Origin of the sequence: Kitasatospora sp. NPDC007106, assembly GCF_040634455.1 — a bacterium.
Classification (GTDB): Bacteria; Actinomycetota; Actinomycetes; order Streptomycetales; family Streptomycetaceae; genus Kitasatospora; species Kitasatospora arboriphila.
In genome coordinates, this window is sequence record NZ_JBEYFP010000004.1 from 13142 (window position 1) to 30768 (window position 17627).

Below are 17627 nucleotides of genomic sequence, written 5' to 3' on the forward strand. Positions count from 1 at the left end.
GTGCTCGCCGTATCTTCCTCCATGAGCGGTCTGGACCACCGGGCCCCGCACAGATTCGGAGATTTCGATGACCGACCTGGTCGGGCAGTACTTCGACGCCGCCGTGGCCCATCTGGAGCGGGTCCGCCGCGAGGAGGCGGCCTCGATCGGGGCCGCGGCCGAGCTGCTCGCCGACGCGGTCGCGGAGGATCGCCGGATCTTCGCGTTCGGTGCCGGGCACTCCTCGCTGGCCGCCCAGGACGTGGTGTACCGGGCCGGCGGCCTGGTGGTGATCAACCTGCTGAACGTGCCGGGGATGACCGGGGTGAACGTGATGCCGGCGCCGCTGGGCAGTGCGCTGGAGCGGGTCTCCGGGCTGGCCACCGCCACCCTGGACCTCACCCCGGCGACCGCCGGCGACCTGCTGTTCGTGATCTCGCTCTCCGGCCGCCAGGTGATGCCGGTCGAGCTGGCCCGGCACGCCCGCGAGCGCGGGATGGGCGTGGTCGGGGTGACCTCGCTCGCCTACCCGGGGGCGGTCTCCTCCCACCACCCGTCCGGGACGTACCTCAAGGACAACTGCGACGTGGTGCTGGACAACAAGATCGCGGTCGGCGACGGGGAGCTGTCCTGCGCGGGGGCGGAGACGAGCTTCGGCCCGGTCTCCACGATCGTGACCAGCGCGCTGATGCAGGCCGTCGTGGTCTCGGCGGTCGGCCGGCTGACCGCGCGGGGGATCACCCCGCCACTGTTCCGGTCCGGCAACGTGGACGGCGGGACGGAGTGGAACGCCAAGGTCATGGCGGACAACCGGGAGCGCATCTACTACGCCTTCTGACGGCCCGTCGGCCCGGTCCGGAGGCAGGTCCGGGGCCGGTCCGGGCACGGCTTCTGTCCGAACTGTGCCTGTCCGTCCGGGACGGTCCGCACCCATACTGGCCGTTCCCCAGGCGTACCGCGTGGGCAGGCGGGGCAGAACAGCTGCTGCTGGGGGCTGCGCGGGCTGCTGGGGTTCGGGCGACGGTGGGGGGCCGACATGACGACGGGACCGGCACGTTCGATCGGCTGGGTGCGCGAGGAGGACCTGCTGCCCGAGCTGTTCTGGGCCGCCGACTCCTCCTCGCTGCAGGGCCAGCGGCGGGCCGTGCTGCTCGCCCGGTGGGAGCTGGTGCTGCTGGTCGGTGCCGCCGCGACCGGATCGGCCGACGGCACCGGATGGGCCTGGGTCGCCGCCGCCGCGTACCTGTGCACCGTGCTGATGGCCGCGCTGGTCAGCGTGCAGAACCCGCAGGGCCTCTGGTACGAGGGCCGGGCGGTCGCCGAGTCGGTGAAGACGCTGTCCTGGAAGTACGCGGTGCGCGCCGACTCCTACCGGCCGCCGCCCAAGAAACTGCCGGACGCCGAGCGGCTCTACGCGATCCAGCTGGACGGCATCCTCGGCGAGTTCGAGACCGACCGGGTGATCCCGCAGATGGCCCGGGTCCGGACGGAGCTGCAGGGCTGGCGGGCGCCGGCCCGGCACCCGCAGATCACCGAGAAGATGGAGCAGCTGCGCGGGCAGCCGCTCACCGTGCGCCGGGACGTCTACCTGCGCGAGCGGGTGCACGCCCAGCGCACCTGGTACCAGAACAAGGCCCGGCAGTGCGCCAACGCGGGCCGGTGGGCCGGGCGGCTGGGGATCGCCCTGCCGATGCTCGGCCTGGTGCTGGCGGTGCTGCGGGCGCTCGGCTGGTTCAGCTACGACGCGCTGGGCACGGTCTCCGCGGTGGCCGCCTCGGTGGCCGCCTGGGCCCAGCTGCGGCAGTACCGGCCGCAGGCGGCCGCCTATTCACTGGCCGCGTCCGAACTCGTCCTGGTGGAGCGCCAGCTGGACCAGCTCCGGCCGGACTCCGAGGACGCCGAGGAGACCTGGGCCCGGCTGGCCCGGGACGCCGAGGACGCCATCTCGCGGGAACACACCACCTGGCAGGCCCGCCGCGAGGTGCGCAGCCTGGACGTGCCCAACTGACCTGGAGGAACTGCGTGGTGCGACGACTGGTCGAGGCCGAGGGGGGGCGGAGGCTGGCGGTCGAGACCACCGGTGATCCGTACGGGAAACCGGTGTTCCTGCTGCACGGCACGCCGGGCAGCAGGGTGGGGCCCGTGCCGCGCAGCAGTGTGCTGGCACGGCTCGGGATGCGGCTGATCTCCTTCGACCGGCCGGGCTACGGCGAGTCGACCCGGCGGCAGGGCCGCCGGGTGGCCGCGGCGGCCGAGGACGTGGTGGCGATCGCGGACGCCTTCGGGCTGGACGGCTTCGCGGTGCTCGGCCGGTCCGGCGGTGGGCCGCACGCGCTGGCCTGCGCGGCGCTGCTGCCGGAGCGGGTGGCCCGGGTGGCCGCGCTGGTGAGCCTGGCGCCGCGGCACGCCGAGGGGCTGGACTGGTACGGCGGGATGACGGCGTCCAACGTGCGGGAGTACACGGACGTGGAGCGCGGTGAGGAGCACTTCGCCGACACCTTCCGCTTCCGCTCCGGGCTGATCCGGGACGACCCGCACGCGCTGATCAACGACCTGGTGCCGGAGCTGCCGCCGACCGACCGGGCGCTGGTCTCCGACGCGGGCATCCGGCGGATGCTGCTGGCCACGTACCAGGAGGCGTTCCGGCACGGCGCGGACGGCTGGATCGACGACGTGCTGGCGTTCACCGGGCCGTGGGGCTTCGAGGTCTCGTCGATCCGGGTGCCGACCCGGCTCTGGCACGGTGCGGACGACCAGTTCTCCCCGGTCGACCACTCCCGCTGGCTGGCGGACCAGATCCCGGGGGCCGACCTCTACCTGGAGCCGGGGGCGGCGCACTTCGGTGCGCTCAAGGTCATGACCGAGGCGCTGCAGTGGGCGGCGGCGGGCTGACCCGGGTCGGCGGCTCGGCCCCGGCGAGGACGGCGAGCACGTTGTCGACGGCCAGGTCGCCCATGGCCTGCCGGGTGCGGACGGTGGCGCTGCCGAGGTGCGGGGCGAGCACGGCGCGTTCCTGGGCGAGCAGCGCGGCCGGGACGGCGGGCTCGTGCTCGAAGTTGTCGACGGCGGCGGCGAACAGGTGCCCGGAGGCGAGGGCCGCGGCCACCGCCTCCTCGTCGACCACCCCGGCGGTCATGCTGACCAGGACGGCTCCGGCGGGCATCCGCGCGATCCGCTCGGCGTCGAGCAGGTGGCGGGTGGCGGCGGTCAGCGGGGCGGTGACCACCAGGACGGGGGAGCTCGCCAGCAGGTCGTCGAGCGGCAGGTGGCGGGCGCCCCGTTCGAGGTCGGCGGGGAGCCGGTTGCGGTTGTGGTAGCCGACCGGCATGCCGAAGCCGGCGGCCCGCCGGGCGACGGCCTGCCCGATCCGGCCCATGCCGAGGATGCCGAGCGGGGTGCCGGAGAGCTCCACGCCGAGCAGGAAGGTCGGTGCCCAGGCCCAGGGTCGGCCGGAGCGCAGCAGCCGCTCGCCCTCGCCGAGCCGGCGGGTGGCGGCGAGCAGCAGGGCCCAGGCCATGTCGGCGGTGGACTCGGTGAGCACGCCGGGGGTGTGGGAGACGGCGACGCCGCGGGCGGCGCAGGCGGCGTGGTCGATGTTGTGGGTGCCGACCGCGTGGTTCGCCACCAGCCGCAGGCCGGGGCCGGCCACGTCGAGGAGTTCGGTGTCGACGGTGTCGTCGAGGGTGGTGAGCAGGGCGGTGCAGCCGGCCGCGGCGGCGAGCAGTTCGGCGCGGGGCAGGGGCTGTTCGCTGTCGTGGTACCGCAGGTCGCAGGCGGCGGCGAGGCGGTCCGCCACCCCGGGCGCGAGCCGGCGGGTGACCAGGACGGCGGGCCGGGGTGCGTGCTCGTTCACCCGCCGCACGCTACACCCCGGCCGGGCCGGCCGCCGGTGCGGCCGGCCCGGGGCCGTCAGAGGGGCTGGGGTTCGAGGTCGCGGTTGATCCGCTGCCAGCCGCGGGCGGAGACGATCGTCGGGTGGTCGTCGCCGAAGAGTTCGATCAGGGCGCTGATCGACTGCCGGCGCAGGGCCTCGGCCTCCTCCTGGCGGCCGGAGGTGCGCAGGGTGATGGCGAGGTTGAGCCAGCAGACCACGGCGTCGGGGTGGCCGGGGCCGTAGCGGTTGTGCAGGCCCGCGTAGGCGGAGCGGCCGAGTTCCTCGGCCCGGCCGAGCTGGTGGTCGTCGGCGTAGGCGTTGGCGAGGTTGATGGTGGCGTTGAGGGTGTAGGGGTGGTCGGGGGCGAGGGAGTGGGCGAGGCCGGCGACGGCCTCCTCGTTGTGCCGGATGGCTCCGGCGATGTCGCCGCTGCCGCGCAGGTAGATGGCGAGGTTGTTCTGGCAGACGGCGGTGAAGGGGTGCTGGTCGCCGTGCAGCCGCCGGTAGCCGTCGTAGGCGGCGGCGGCGATGTCGCGGGCGGTCTCCTTGTCGCCGGCGGCGCTGTGGTCGGCGGCGAGGTTGAGCCGGCAGGCGAGGGCGTCCGCGTTGTCCGGGCCGTACCGGTCGACGTACCGCTCGTAGGTCTGCTCGGTGAGGCGGCGCGCCTCGCGGACCTCGCCGGCCCGGCGCAGCGAGACGGCGAGGGACTTGGCGTTGCGGAGGTTCTCCGGGGCGTCGGGCTGGAGGATCTCGTCGAGGACCTCGGTGACCTCGCGGAGCAGTTCGACCGAGCCCTTGTAGTCGCCCATCTCGCGCAGGTCGCGGGCGAGGTTGGACTTGCTGGAGAGGGTGTAGGGGTGGCGCGGGCCGAGCACCGCGGCGCGCCGGTCGAAGGTCTCCTGGTCGAGGTCGCGGGCGAGCTGGGAGTTGCCGACCAGCCGGTGGTCGATGGCGAGGTTGTTGGCCACCGACAGGGTCCGCGGGTTGTCGTCGCCGAACAGGTCGCGGAACTGGTTGTAGGTGTCGATGTCCAGGATCAGCGCCTCCTGGAACCGGCCGAGGTTGCGCAGGTCGGCGCCGAGCGAGCCGGCCGTCATCAGGGTGAAGGCGTTGTGGTCGCCGAGGAGTTCCTTCTGGCCGGCGAGGGTGGCGCGGTCGAGTTCCAGCGCCTCGCTGTACGCGCCCTGCGAGCGCAGCACGTTGGCGAGCTGGAAGTTGAGGCTGAGCATCTGGCGGCGCAGGAAGCGGCGTTCGGCGTTGTTGGCCTCGGCGGCGTAGCGGGCCGTCCAGGTGGCGTCGAGGGTGCGGGCGAGGGTCATCGCGCGGTCGAGGTCGACGCGCTTCCAGAGGTAGCGGACGCGGTCGATGAGCAGTTCGCGGGTCTCTCGCTCGTCGCAGTCCTGGGCGCGGGAGGGGGTGAGGTGGGGCCAGATCTTCTCGAAGGCGGGCCAGTTGCCGGGGTCGTCGGTGTCGCCGAGCGAGGGCCGGGCGCTGACCAGGATGCGGTGCACGTCGTGCATGGCGTCCTGGCGTTCGACCTCCGTCATGCCGCTGCGGACGACGGCCTGGACGAGCCGGTGCACCTGGAAGCTGTTGCTGGCCGCGTCGGTCTTGGCGAGGGCGTAGCGGCTGACCGCCTGGATCACCTTGCCGAGCATGAAGCTGTCGGTCAGCTCGTCGTCGTAGGGGGCGAGCGCCCGGGTCATCTGCTCGTTGTAGAAGAGCGTGAGCGAGATCGGCTCGGGGGCGAAGAAGGCGCACAGCTGCAGCAGCCGGACGGCGGCCGGGGACTGCTCGCGCAGCCGGGTGATGGAGACGTTCCAGGTGGCGCCGACCGGGGTCGGGTAGTCGACCGGGGTCTCGCCGGCGGCGAGCGCCTTGGTGGCCTCGGCCTGCAGCTGGGCGACGTAGGTGTCGACCGGGGTGCGGGTGGTCTCCAGCCAGGCGGCGGCGACCTCGACGGCGAGCGGCAGGTCGCCGACGGCCTCGGCGACCCGGTCGGCGTCCTGGCGGGTGAGCCCGCGGACCCGGCGGCGCAGGTGGTCGATGCTCTCGCCGCGGGTGAAGACGTCGACGCCGAGCACTCCGGCCTGGCCGGACCAGCCCTGGTTGCGCGAGGTGATGAGGATGTGGCCGGAGCCGCCGGGGAAGTACCGGCGGACCTCGGAGGGCTCGTCGGCGTTGTCGAAGATCAGCAGCCAGCGCGAGGTGGGGGCGCCGCGGCGCAGCGCCTCGCGGGCGGACTCGGCGGCCTCGTTGACGCTCTCGCCGACGCGCAGGCCCAGTCTGTCGGCGAGTTCGGCGAGCGAGAGGACGACGGACTCGGCCTGCTCGGCGTCGATCCACCAGACCAGGTCGTAGTGGGACATGAAGCGGTGGGCGTACTCCAGGGCGACCTGGGTCTTGCCGACGCCGCCGAGGCCGTACAGGGTCTGCGGGGTGGGCAGCACGGCGGTGGGGCCGCCGACGAGCTGCTCGCGCAGGTCGTCGAGGACCTTGGCGCGGCCGGTGAAGGACGGGTTGCGCTGCGGCACCGACCAGTAGGTGGGCCGGGTACCGGGGAAGCGCGGGCTGCCGGGGCTGCGCTCGACCGGTGCGGGGTCGGTGTGCCCGAGGGCACGCAGCAGGGTGACGGCGGCCTGGGTCTCGTCGCGGCCGACCAGGTCGACGGGGTTGCGGTTGTTGAACGGCGCGGTGAGCCGGACGTCGCCGACCCGGACGGGGATGACCTGGCGGCGGGTGCCGGCCGGGTCGCCGCCGACGGCGCGCTCCCACAGTGCCTGGGCCTGCGGCGAGACGAGGTACGCGGAGGAGAGCACGGCGACGGTGCGGTAGGCGGCGTCGATGCCCTGCTCGGTGGAGGAGCGCGGGTCGGCGCCGACGCCGAGGTCGCGGGAGACCACCCGGAAGCCGGCATCGGAGAGCACGGAGGCGATCCAGTCGGCCCAGACGCGGTCCTCGGGCACGAAGCTGAGGTAGAGGTCGGCGGGGGCGGTGGGCCTGCGCCGGATGAACGAGTCGAGGTTGCGGAGCCGTTCGAGCTCGTCCATGGGCGGCAGCGCGGTGACCCGGTCGCGGGTGAGCACGGCGGTGAGCCGCTCGCAGGCGGAGAGCAGCGAGGCGGGCTGGCCGGGTGCGTCGCCGAACGGGGCGAGGATCTCCTCGTAGGAGTAGAACGGCCGGTACGGGATCTCCACGGAGGCCCAGTACTGGGCGAGTTCGGGCTCGGCGAGGCCGGCGGGCAGGCCGGAGAAGCGGATCCGGGCGTGCGCGCGGCCGGCGTCGGCCTTCTCCTTCTCGTTCTCGTCGATGCGCATCGGCACCGGCAGGATGCGGATCCCGCGGTCGGCGTACCGGCCGTCGACGGTGTGGGCGATCCGGGCGGCGCCGTCGATGCTCTGGTCGCTGAGGGTGAAGCAGACGACCAGGTCGTCGGGCATCTCGACGGTGCAGATGTCGGCGGTGTCGGTGAGGCCGGTGCGGCTGTCGATCAGGACGTAGTCGTAGTGGTGCTTCATGTCCTGGCGCAGCGACTGCAGGAACCGCTGGCCGTCGTAGCGCTCGTAGAAGTCGTCCCAGTCGATCCGGTTGGCGGAGTAGTCCCGGTTGACCTGGCCGGCCGGCACGTAGTCGAGGCCGCCGGTGCCGGGGAAGCGCCAGGAGAGCGAGATGGCGTGCGGGTGGATCCGGGCGAAGTCCTCGTGCCAGTCGACGGCGCGCTCGACGGGTCGGCGGGCCTCGTCGTAGTAGTCGGCGAAGAGGTCCATCATGCCGGTGGTGCCGTCGACGGCGGCCTGGTTGAGGAACGGGTGGAAGAACCGGCCGAGGCCGGGCGCCTCCAGGTCCCAGTCGACGGTCAGCACCCGGAACCCGTTGGCCGCGAGGATCCAGGCGGTGTTCGCCAGCGCCATGGTGCGGCCGGTGCCGCCCTTGTACGAGTAGAAGGTGACGATCCGGCCCTGGCGGTCCTCGTCGGAGCGGGTCTCGGCGGACGGTTCGGGCCCGGTGCGGCGGACCGCCGCGGCGGGCCAGGTCCGGCTGTTGCTCACGGCTGTCCTCCCTCCGGCGCGGCCCTTCCGGTGCCTCCGCCGTCCTCGTCGTCCCCTGGTAAGTCGAGCGGCACGGTGCGGGGCCGTTGCCCGGTGTCGAAGTCGCCCCGCAGGCTGGGTCTGCGCGGGGCCGGCAGGTGCGGGGTCGTGGGCCCGTCCCGGCGTTCGAAGCCCTGGTTGGCGCGGATCACCGCCCACTCCATCTCGCCGCGGAAGGCCTCCAGGCTGCCGGGCGCGCCGGAGCCGCCGCCGCGGAGGGTGGGCCGCCGGGCGCGGGCGGCGCGCAGCACGTCGTCGCTGAGGCGGGTGAGCTCCTCGTCCTGCGCGGTGCTCTCCTCGTCCTCGGTGTTCCACGGTTCGAGGGTGGTGATCCAGGCCGGATTGCGCTGGTCGAGGCGGCGGACGGTCTCGCGCCGGCGGCCGTCGTAGAGGGCCCAGCGGTCGATCAGGACGATGCCGGGCGAGGTCGGCTCGGCGCCGCCGAGCAGTGCGGTGGCCTCGGTCTCGAACTCGTGGACGGAGGCTTGGAAGCCCATGCTGCGGGCGACGTCCACGGCGTCGTCGGCGAGCGGGCGGCGGGACTCCGGCCGGTAGGGCTGCCAGTCGGTGCGCCGGGCGCCGTAGAACTCGGGGCTGCGGCCCGGCGGTTGTTCGCCGCGACGGTAGGAGTACACCGAGATCCGCAGGGTGTTGGCGGGCGGTTCGGTGCCGGCGAAGGCGCTCGGCTGGTCCTCGAACGCGGCGGGACGGGTGACCGGGATGATGGTGCGCTCGGCGACCTCGACGATGCGTTGCGCGAGCCGGTGGACGGCGAGTTCGTACTGGGCCCGGTACGCGGTGAGCTTCATCAGCGCGTACAGGCCCTCGGCGGCGTAGTCGGGGCCGAAGCTGCCGTGGTTGAACTGGAGTTCACTGGCGCAGCGGGGCAGCGTGTAGTGGTCCATGGCGACCCAGAGCACCGGGACGATGCCGCTGGTCACCTCGCCGTCCTGCCAGCGCTGGTAGACCGGACGCTGGCTGAAGATGTGCCACTCCTGGCCGCAGGCGTGGCTCTTGAAGTAGCGGGGCGAGTAGAGCGGCACGAAGACCCGGCAGGCGCCGAGCTCGCGGGAGAGGCGTTCGGCCCAGAACTGCCCCTGGTGCATGGACTGGTCCATGAAGCCGACCGGCACCCCCTCGGGGACGTCGGTCAGCTCGGTGATGGCCTCGCAGAGGTCGTCGTAGAGCTTGGCCACCCAGTGGTTGGGGTCGCCGGCCTTGCCGGTGGCACGCGGGGTGTGCGCGTAGCTGAGGAAGAAGTACGGCCGCGAGGCGTCCTTCCCCCATCCCCCCGGGCTGTTCACACGCGCCTCCCCCGAGACCGTTCGTACCTCGACCCCCGAACGGGATCAGTCTAGGAAGGTGACCTTCCCCGGCGGAACAGCGCGCGAACGTGTCAACGGGCGCACGTTTCGATGTAGTTGCGCGCCGCATCGACACCGGCGCGCACGGGCACCAGCCAGCACTGCGCGTCGCCGAGGGTACCGCGGACGAGCCCGGCGACGGTCTTCTCCAGCACCGGCCCCATCGGCATGAAGTGCTCGTCGACCAGCCTGACGGCGTTGAAGTGCTCCCAGTGGTGTCCGCCGTCCCCGTCGGGCACCACGCAGCCGTAGACCTGCGAGGGCGGGTGCGGCAGCTGGTACTCGGCGAGGTGGAAGGCGGTGCAGCACCACACCGGCAGGCCGATCAGCAGTGCGCGGGCCGCCGGGTCGTCGTACAGCTTGCGGGTGGGCGAGTGGTGCCCGAGGTGGCTCTCCAGCCGGTGGTCGGCCATGAGTTCGACCGCCCGGGCGCCGACGGCGGTGAACGAGGTCTGCGGGTGGTCGCTGCGGACGGCCTTGGCGTGCGAGCGGACGTGCTCGGGGAACCAGCCGAGCACCGGCGAGGTCCGGGTGGTCGCCGGGTCGTACGGCGGCATCGCCCGCTTGTGCGCCGACTCCTCCTCCAGCGTCATGCCGACGGTCAGCTCGCGGGCCAGCCGGGAGGTGTCGCTGTTCTCCGGGGAGGCGGTGTAGACGACCACCGTGCCGGTGTCCGGGCCGACGGTCTCCAGCAGGGCGTCCAGCAGGGTGGCGGCACCGTCGGCGAGCTCGCCGAGCCGCCGCAGCGAGGACTGCACCAGGACGGTGTCCCCCAGGCCCAGGCCCATCGCGCGGAGCTGGCCGGTCAGGTCGGCGGCCGTCCACGGGTCGCGCTGCGACCCGCCGGCCGGCCGTTCGACCCGTTCGACCACCGGTGGCCCGCCGGCCACGGGAAGGGTCGGCGGTGCCGGCGTGCCCGGTTCGGCGACGGTGGTGGACACGACGGGGGTTCCTCCTGGGATACGGCTGACGTCAGCGGACTGCGGTGGGTGGTGCGGCCGTCTCGTCCCGGACGGCGGCCTCGGCGACGGCCCCGACCGGCACGGAGAGCCACGGGGTGACGGCCTCCCGCATGCCGGCCACCAGGCGCTCGCCGAGCGGGGTGAGCGAGCCGGAGCCGGCGAGGTCCTCGACCGCGGCGGCGGTGTGCGCCCGCCAGCGGGCCAGCTGGAGCCGGGCGTGCTCGGCGGCCGCACCGGGCAGGCCGTCGTAGGCGCGGACCCGGCCGGCCCAGAACTCGGTCACGGCGAGGTGTGCGTAGGTGCCCTGGAGCAGGCCCTCCAGCGGACGCGGGTCGGGCCGCCACGGGGCGTGGTACAGCCGGTCGTCCGCGGGGTCGTACAGCTCGTGCCGGTCGAGCACCGCACCCAGCTTGACGTGCTGGAACTCGTGCACCAGCAGCAGCGCGAGGATCGGCGCCGTCGCGGGCCGGGCGATGCCGACGGCGCCGAAGGCCTGCCGGGCGGCGGCGCTCACGTCGCGGCCGGGCGGGCCGGGCCGCAGCGGGGTGACGGTCGACAGGCCCGCGGCGAGCCCCGGTGCGTACCCGGGCAGGTCGCGACCGATCAGCTCCCAGGCCTCGCGCAGCGCGCCCGTCCAGCCGAGCAGCTCGTCCTCGGGGAGCCGGTCCGCGGCGGGCCACTGGTGGCTGTCGCGCTGCGGGTCGGTGTCCTCCAGGGCGACCGTCCAGCCGGGCAGCGCGACCCGGCGGACGGGCTGCCAGGCGGCGCCGGGCGGAGTGTCCCGGCCGACCTGCAGGCCGCGCACCGAGAAGCCCCCGGCGGTGGTGGTCAGCCGGGCCTCGCCGGCCCCGCCGACGACCAGCCGGCCGAGCGTGGGCAGGTGGACGGCACCCGCCCGGACGGGGACGGGCAGGTCCGCCTCCACTCCGGCGCGGATCGCGGCGGCGGCGGCCAGCTCGGCGAGCCCGCCGAGGTCGGCGCCGGGCTCGCCGCGCAGGCAGCGGGCGGCCCAGGCCCGGACGTAGGGGTGGGCGAGGACGGCGTCCAGGGCGTGCGGGGCGCGGCCGTCCAGCTCGGTGAGCAGCTGCCAGGCGTCCGGGCGGCCGTCCGCGAGGGCGGCCGTCATGCGCCGGGTGAGGCCGAGCTGGGCGGCGGCGAGGGCTTCGACGGTGGCGCGGTCGCCGTGGCCGGCGGCCAGCTGGTCGAACTGCTCCGCCGTCAGGTCGGGTTCGACCGGGGCGGCCTGGGCGGGCACGGTGGCCGCCGGGCCGATGCGGTCACGGACGGTGGTGATGAGGTGCATCAGGTCTCCGCAGAAGACCGAGGGGTTGGCGAAACCGCTGCCGCCGGTGCGCCAGCGGTGTGCATAGAGGCCGCCGCCGCAGGAGCGGACGACGGGACAGCCGCGGCACTGCTCGGCCAGACCGGCGAGGCCGGACTGGCGTTCGCGCATGCCGGGGTGGTCGGCGACCTGGTCGAGGGTGTGCTCGAACACGGTGAAGCCGGTGGCCGGGGCGCCGTCGTAGGCGGTCTTGAGGCTGTCGGCCTGCTCGAAGCTGCCGTCGGTGTCGATCACCACGAGGTCGGCGGGGTCGAGGCCGAGGGACTCGGTGAGGCTGGAGCGGCCGCGCAGGGTGCGGTGGATCGAGTCGAAGGTCCGCACCGGCACCGGGCGGCCGTCGGCGCTCCACCGCTCGTGGACGGCGAGCAGCCAGTCGGCGTAGGGGTGCGGGCCGAGGCGTTCGGGGCGCGGGGGCGGGGTGTCCCAGGTGGCGTGCGGGAGCAGGAAGTCGATCCGCGGCGGCGCCAGGGCGGTGAGCGCCTCGTAGACGGCGATCGGGTCGTTCTCGACGTCGATCGTGCAGAGCAGCCCGGCGTAGAGGTGCCGGTACTCGGGGCGGCGCAGCAGGTCCAGGGCCTTGAGGACCTTGGCGTGGCTGGAGCGGCCGTCGGCGAAGCGGCGGTGCCGGTCGTTGGCGGCCCGGTCCCCGTCCAGGGAGACGCCGACCTTGATGCCGTACTCGGCGAAGAGGTCGAGGAAGGCGGTGCTCAGCAGCACCGCGTTGGTGTGGATCCGCAGGTCCAGGGCGCAGCCCTCGGGCAGCGCCCGGTGCAGCTCCTCGGCGGCCCGGCGCAGCACCGCGGGGCCCGCCAGGAGCGGTTCCCCGCCGTGCAGCACGACGTGCACGGCGGGGAGGGTGTGGGTGCGGGCGTGCTCGGCGATCCGGTCGGCCGTCCGGGTGAGGACCTCCCCCGTGACGACCTTCGGCTTCCCCCGCCAGCTGGTGTCCGCGTGCTCGTAGACGTAGCAGTGGTCACAGGCCAGGTCGCAGCGACTGTGGACCTTGACCACGAACTGCGAGAACGGCACCACCGGCGCGGCAGCCGCGTCGTGCGGGCTGCCGGACGCTGCCACGCCCGGTCAGATGGACGAGTTGAACGCGGCCACGGCCACCTGGCCGGCATCCGCGCCGGGCAGCGCGCGGTGCAGCTGTGCGGTCAGTTCGTCCGTTCCCAGAGCGGCGAGCGCGGCAAGGGAGGGCCGGATGACGGCTTCCTCGGCGGACGTGTCGTCGACAGGCCGGGTGGCGAGTGCAGCGACCATGGGAAGTCTCGATTCTGCGAGGTCAAAGCGCCAATGGGGAAAACGGCATGAGCTCGCGGCCCGACCTTGGCGGGAAGGGCCCGTGGCCCGACCCTATTATGCAGAGACTTTGACGCGCCATCAGCGTTTCGACTGCTCCGAATCGGGCATCCCAATCGTTTGGGGCATCCCCGGTCGACAGGATGCCCGATCAGGGGCACAGTCGCTCGACGCGCCAGCCGTCACCCTCCACGACGAAGATCAGGCGGTCGTGGAGGCGGTTCTCGCGCCCCTGCCAGAACTCGACCGTCTCCGGGACGACCCGGTAGCCGCCCCAGAAGGGGGGCACCGGCACGCCCTCGCCCTCGGGGTAGCGGGCGGCGAGGTCGGCGTACCGCTGCTCCAGGACCTCGCGGCCGGCGACCGGGCTGGACTGCTCGCTGGCCCAGGCGCCGAGCTGGGAGCCGTGCGGGCGGGTGCGGAAGTAGGCGGCGGTCTCGTCCCGGCCGACCTTCTCGACCCGGCCGCAGACGATCACCTGGCGGGCCAGCTCGATCCACGGGAAGAGCAGCGAGGCCCACGGGTTGACGGCGAGTTCGGCGCCCTTGCGCGAGCCGTAGTTGGTGTAGAAGACGAAGCCGCGGAGGTCGTACCCCTTGAGCAGCACGGTGCGCGAGCTGGGCCGGCCGGCCGCGTCCGCGGTGGAGACCACCATGGCGTTGGGCTCGGCGACGCCCGCCTCGTCCGCCTCGTGGAACCACGTGGTGAACTGGGTCACCGGGTCGGCGGCCAGGTCGCCCTCGGACAGCCCCTCGTGCTGGTAGTGCTTGCGCATGACGGCGAGGTCCGGGCCCGGCCGGGGTTCGGCCGGCGTGGTCAGGGTAGTCGGGGGTCGCTCCGCGGTAGGCACGGCAACATCATCCCGTACGACAAGCGTTGCGGGCTGCTACGTCCCGGCAAACCCCGGGGGGAGTTAAGGTGTCACGCCACCGCTTGGGCGGGGGCCGCCCCGGGAACCGTCCGGTATGGACCGGTTTTCTCCCGGGTGTCCGCCGATGACGCCGGGCGCCCGCACCGTCGGGTGTCGTCTGGGGCAAACATCACCGTCGTGGTGTATGGCGCAATGCACGCCGTGCCTGCCAGGCTGACACCGAGTGCCAACCACCCACGGTCACCCGGCCCGTCGCACCACTCATCGCGGCGCGCCGGATCGGATCACTGAAGGAGCCGTCTGATGTCCGACTTCGTACCCGGGCTCGAAGGTGTCGTCGCCTTCGAGAGCGAGATCGCCGAACCCGACCGTGAGGGCGGCGCCCTGCGCTACCGCGGCGTGGACATCGACGACCTGGTGGGCCACGTCTCCTTCGGCCACGTCTGGGGCCTTCTGGTCGACGGCAAGTTCAACCCCGGCCTGCCCGCCGCCGAGCCGTTCCCGATCCCGGTGCACTCCGGCGACATCCGGGTGGACGTGCAGTCCGCCCTCGCCATGCTCGCCCCGGTCTGGGGCCTCAAGCCGCTGCTCGACATCTCCGCCGACCAGGCCCGCGACGACCTCGCCCGGGCCGCCGTGATGGCGCTGTCGTACGTCGCCCAGTCCGCCCGCGGCCAGGGCCTGCCGATGGTGCCGCAGCGCGAGATCGACAAGGCCGAGACGGTCGTCGAGCGGTTCATGATCCGCTGGCGCGGCGAGCCCGACCCGCGTCACGTCAAGGCCGTCGACGCCTACTGGACGTCCGCCGCCGAGCACGGCATGAACGCCTCCACCTTCACCGCCCGCGTCATCGCCTCCACCGGCGCCGACGTCGCGGCCGCGCTCTCCGGTGCGGTCGGCGCGATGTCCGGCCCGCTGCACGGCGGCGCCCCGTCCCGCGTGCTCGGCATGATCGAGGAGATCGAGCGCACCGGCGACGCCGCCGGCTACGTCAAGAAGGCGCTGGACAAGGGCGAGCGCCTGATGGGCTTCGGCCACCGCGTCTACCGCGCCGAGGACCCGCGCGCCCGCGTGCTGCGCCGCACCGCCAAGGAGCTCGGCGCGCCGCGCTTCGAGATCGCCGAGGCGCTGGAGAAGGCCGCGCTGGAGGAGCTGCACAACCGCCGCCCCGACCGCGTGCTCGCCACCAACGTGGAGTTCTGGGCCGCGATCATGCTGGACTTCGCCGAGGTCCCCGCGCACATGTTCACCTCGATGTTCACCTGCGCCCGCACCGCCGGCTGGTCGGCGCACATCCTGGAGCAGAAGCGCACCGGTCGCCTCGTGCGCCCCTCCGCGCGCTACATCGGCCCGGGCCCGCGCAGCCCGCGCGAGATCGAGGGCTACGACTCGATCGCGCACTGACGCTTCGCTCTTTCGGGCGGGTCCGGGCGTGCCCGGACCCGCCCGTTCCGTGCGTAGATCACATCTCAGCGGGCGGACGACCGCCCCCGCGGCACCACCCGGGGCAGTAGGCTGCCGCCGTGGCCCAGATCCAGATCCCCGCTGACATCAAGCCCGCCGACGGCCGCTTCGGCTGCGGCCCGTCCAAGGTGCGCCCCGAGGCCCTGAGTGCCCTCGCCGCCACCGGAACCTCCCTGCTGGGTACCTCCCACCGCCAGGCCCCGGTCAAGAACGTGGTCAAGCGCGTGCGCGAGGGCGTGAGCAGCCTGTTCTCCCTCCCCGAGGGCTACCAGGTGGTGCTCGGCAACGGCGGCTCCACCGCCTTCTGGGACATCGCCGCCTTCGGTCTGGTGCGCGAGAAGTCCCAGCACCTGAACTTCGGCGAGTTCTCGTCCAAGTTCGCCTCCTCGGTGAAGGCGGCCCCGTGGCTGTCCGAGCCGTCGGTGATCAAGACCGAGCCGGGCACCCACCCGCTGCCGGTCGCCGAGGCGGGCGTGGACGTCTACGCGCTGACCCACAACGAGACCTCCACCGGTGTCGCCATGCCGATCCGCCGCCCCGAGGGCGCGGACGCCGGCTCGCTGGTCCTGGTCGACGCCACCTCGGGCGCCGGCGGCCTGCCGGTCGACATCACCGAGACCGACGTCTACTACTTCGCCCCGCAGAAGTCCTTCGCCAGCGAGGGCGGCCTCTGGCTGGCCACCTTCTCGCCGGCCGCGCTGGAGCGCGCCGCGGAGATCGCCGGCTCCGGCCGCTACATCCCGCCGTTCTTCGACCTGCCGACGGCGATCGACAACTCGTCGAAGGACCAGACGTACAACACCCCGGCGATCAGCACGCTCTTCCTGCTCGCCGAGCAGCTGGAGTGGCTGAACGGCAACGGCGGCCTGGAGTGGGCGGTGGCCCGCACCGCGGAGTCCTCCTCGATCCTGTACTCCTGGGCCGAGAAGTCCTCCTTCGCGCAGCCGTTCGTCGCCAAGGCCGAGGAGCGCTCGCAGGTCGTCGGCACCATCGACTTCGACGACTCGATCGACGCCGCGGCGATCGCCAAGGCGCTGCGCGCCAACGGCATCGTCGACACCGAGCCCTACCGCAAGCTGGGCCGCAACCAGCTGCGGATCGCGATGTTCCCGGCCGTGGAGCCGTCGGACGTCCAGGCGCTCACCGCCTGCATCGACTACGTGGTCGACCGGCTCTGACGTCCGCGGACGCACCGAAGGGCCACCGCCTCCGGGCGGTGGCCCTTCGCCGTCCGGTGCCGGGCGGGCCCGGCTCCGGTCACTTGCCCACGAGCGAGCTGACGACCACCACCACGAGCAGCAGCACCAGTGCGCCGGTCACGATCCGCATGCGAGTCTTCGGGTCCACGCTTCGAGGTTAGTCGGTCGCCGCCCCGGCCCCGGCACTGCCCCGTGGCGGGAGCTCCCCCCGCTGCTCGCGCTCCCGGAAGACCGAGGGGGCGACGCCGACCCGGCGGGTGAAAAGCCGGGTGAAGTACGCCGGGTCCTCGTAGCCCACCCGGCGGGCCACCGCCGCCACCGGCAGCTCCCCGGCGGCGAGCAGCAGCTTGGCCTCGCTGAGCCGCACCGCCAGCAGGTACTCCTTCGGGCCGGTCTCGCCCACCGCGCGGACGGCCCGGCGCAGCCCGGCCACCGTCAGCCCGGCCCGGCGGGCGTGCTCGGCCACCGGCAGCGGCAGGAAGGCGTCCCGGCGCAGCGCCTCCAGCACGGTCCCGCCGCGCGGGTCCAGGTCGGCCCGCTGCCGGTGCAGCTCGACCAGCAGCTCGTGGACCGCGGCGGCGGCCTCGGTGTCCACCAGCGGTCCGCCGCGGCGGCACGCGCCGGCGATCCGGGCGATCACCCGCTGGGCGCGGTCCGCGGCGATCAGCGGCACCACCGCCTCGTCCGGCAGCAGGCCGAGCTCGGCGTAACCGGCCAGGGCCGGGCCGGTGAAGTCGACGAAGGACTCCGACCAGCCGCCGGCGTCCGGCGCGTAGTGGTGCGGCACGCCCGGCCGCAGCCAGACCACCGCGGGGGCGGCCACCGGGCGGCGGGAGCCGTCCGGCACGGCGTACCAGCCGCGGCCGGCGGTGACCACCACGGCCACCCAGCGGTCCAGGGTGCGCGGCCCGACCACCGGCAGCGGGCCGCGCTGCATGCCGACGCCCAGGCAGGCGAGCCCGGTGGCCAGCTGGGCCGGACCGGGGGTCAGGTAGTGCCACCAGCGCTGCACGGCTCACCTCCGGGGACGGGCGGTCGGGGAACGGGCGGGCGGCCGTCGGGGGACGGGGACCGCGGGCGGCCGTCGAGGGACGGGGACCGCGGGCGACGGTCGGGGACGACAGTCCAACACCCGCCCGGGGTTTGTCCATGGCCGCGGCCGGGGCGCCCCGGCAGGCTGGG

General features: G+C 73.9%; 13 protein-coding genes. 5 read left to right on the top strand and 8 right to left on the bottom strand.

What is annotated here, in order from left to right; translation table 11 throughout:
- Positions 1-61: 61 nt before the first annotated feature.
- The 3 genes from ABZ641_RS00965 (at position 62) to ABZ641_RS00975 (ending at position 2871) form a co-directional block, all read left to right on the top strand.
- Positions 62-817, top strand: coding sequence for an SIS domain-containing protein (locus tag ABZ641_RS00965; RefSeq protein ID WP_359978202.1), 756 nt, complete (start codon positions 62-64; stop codon positions 815-817).
- 198 nt (positions 818-1015) lie between these two features.
- The gene (locus tag ABZ641_RS00970; RefSeq protein WP_344622507.1) at positions 1016-1987 is read left to right on the top strand and encodes a DUF4231 domain-containing protein; all 972 of its coding nucleotides are present in this window, start codon (positions 1016-1018) and stop codon (positions 1985-1987) included.
- 17 nt (positions 1988-2004) lie between these two features.
- Entirely contained in the window at positions 2005-2871 is an 867-nt protein-coding gene (locus ABZ641_RS00975; RefSeq protein WP_359978205.1) for an alpha/beta fold hydrolase, read from the top strand.
- Here ABZ641_RS00975 and ABZ641_RS00980 read toward each other — a convergent pair.
- The 7 genes from ABZ641_RS00980 to pdxH all read right to left on the bottom strand — a co-directional run bounded on the left by ABZ641_RS00980 (position 2834) and on the right by pdxH (position 13686).
- Positions 2834-3832: a D-glycerate dehydrogenase gene (locus ABZ641_RS00980; protein ID WP_359978166.1), complete on the bottom strand. Its 999-nt coding sequence runs from the start codon at positions 3830-3832 to the stop codon at positions 2834-2836. The two genes, ABZ641_RS00975 and ABZ641_RS00980, sit on opposite strands and share 38 nt — an antisense overlap.
- A 56-nt stretch (positions 3833-3888) precedes the next feature.
- Entirely contained in the window at positions 3889-7764 is a 3876-nt protein-coding gene (gene fxsT / locus ABZ641_RS00985; protein WP_344622610.1) for an FxSxx-COOH system tetratricopeptide repeat protein, read from the bottom strand.
- A 134-nt stretch (positions 7765-7898) separates the two neighbouring features.
- The gene (locus ABZ641_RS00990) at positions 7899-9245 is read right to left on the bottom strand and encodes a TIR-like protein FxsC (RefSeq protein WP_344622509.1); all 1347 of its coding nucleotides are present in this window, start codon (positions 9243-9245) and stop codon (positions 7899-7901) included.
- Positions 9246-9337: 92 nt separating this feature from the next.
- Positions 9338-10246, bottom strand: coding sequence for an AAC(3) family N-acetyltransferase (locus ABZ641_RS00995; protein WP_344622510.1), 909 nt, complete (start codon positions 10244-10246; stop codon positions 9338-9340).
- A gap of 31 nt (positions 10247-10277) precedes the next feature.
- The gene (locus tag ABZ641_RS01000; RefSeq protein ID WP_359978170.1) at positions 10278-12683 is read right to left on the bottom strand and encodes an FxsB family cyclophane-forming radical SAM/SPASM peptide maturase; all 2406 of its coding nucleotides are present in this window, start codon (positions 12681-12683) and stop codon (positions 10278-10280) included.
- A 6-nt stretch (positions 12684-12689) separates the two neighbouring features.
- Complete coding sequence (gene fxsA, locus ABZ641_RS01005) at positions 12690-12872, bottom strand: FxSxx-COOH cyclophane-containing RiPP peptide (RefSeq protein WP_344622512.1); 183 nt, start codon at positions 12870-12872, stop codon at positions 12690-12692.
- Positions 12873-13062: 190 nt separating this feature from the next.
- Positions 13063-13686 (bottom strand): pyridoxamine 5'-phosphate oxidase, encoded by a 624-nt coding sequence (pdxH, locus tag ABZ641_RS01010; RefSeq protein ID WP_359978208.1) that lies wholly within the window; start codon positions 13684-13686, stop codon positions 13063-13065.
- Positions 13687-14085: 399 nt separating this feature from the next.
- Here pdxH and ABZ641_RS01015 point away from each other — a divergent pair, with 399 nt between their 5' ends.
- Together ABZ641_RS01015 and serC are read left to right on the top strand one after the other, a co-directional pair.
- Entirely contained in the window at positions 14086-15186 is a 1101-nt protein-coding gene (locus tag ABZ641_RS01015) for a citrate synthase 2 (RefSeq protein WP_344622513.1), read from the top strand.
- A 119-nt stretch (positions 15187-15305) separates the two neighbouring features.
- Complete coding sequence (gene serC / locus ABZ641_RS01020; RefSeq protein ID WP_359978173.1) at positions 15306-16424, top strand: phosphoserine transaminase; 1119 nt, start codon at positions 15306-15308, stop codon at positions 16422-16424.
- Positions 16425-16602: 178 nt separating this feature from the next.
- Here the strand turns inward: serC and ABZ641_RS01025 are convergent, their stop codons facing one another.
- Positions 16603-17457, bottom strand: a complete 855-nt coding sequence (locus tag ABZ641_RS01025) for an AraC family transcriptional regulator (RefSeq protein WP_344622515.1) — start codon at positions 17455-17457, stop codon at positions 16603-16605.
- Positions 17458-17627: the final 170 nt, after the last annotated feature.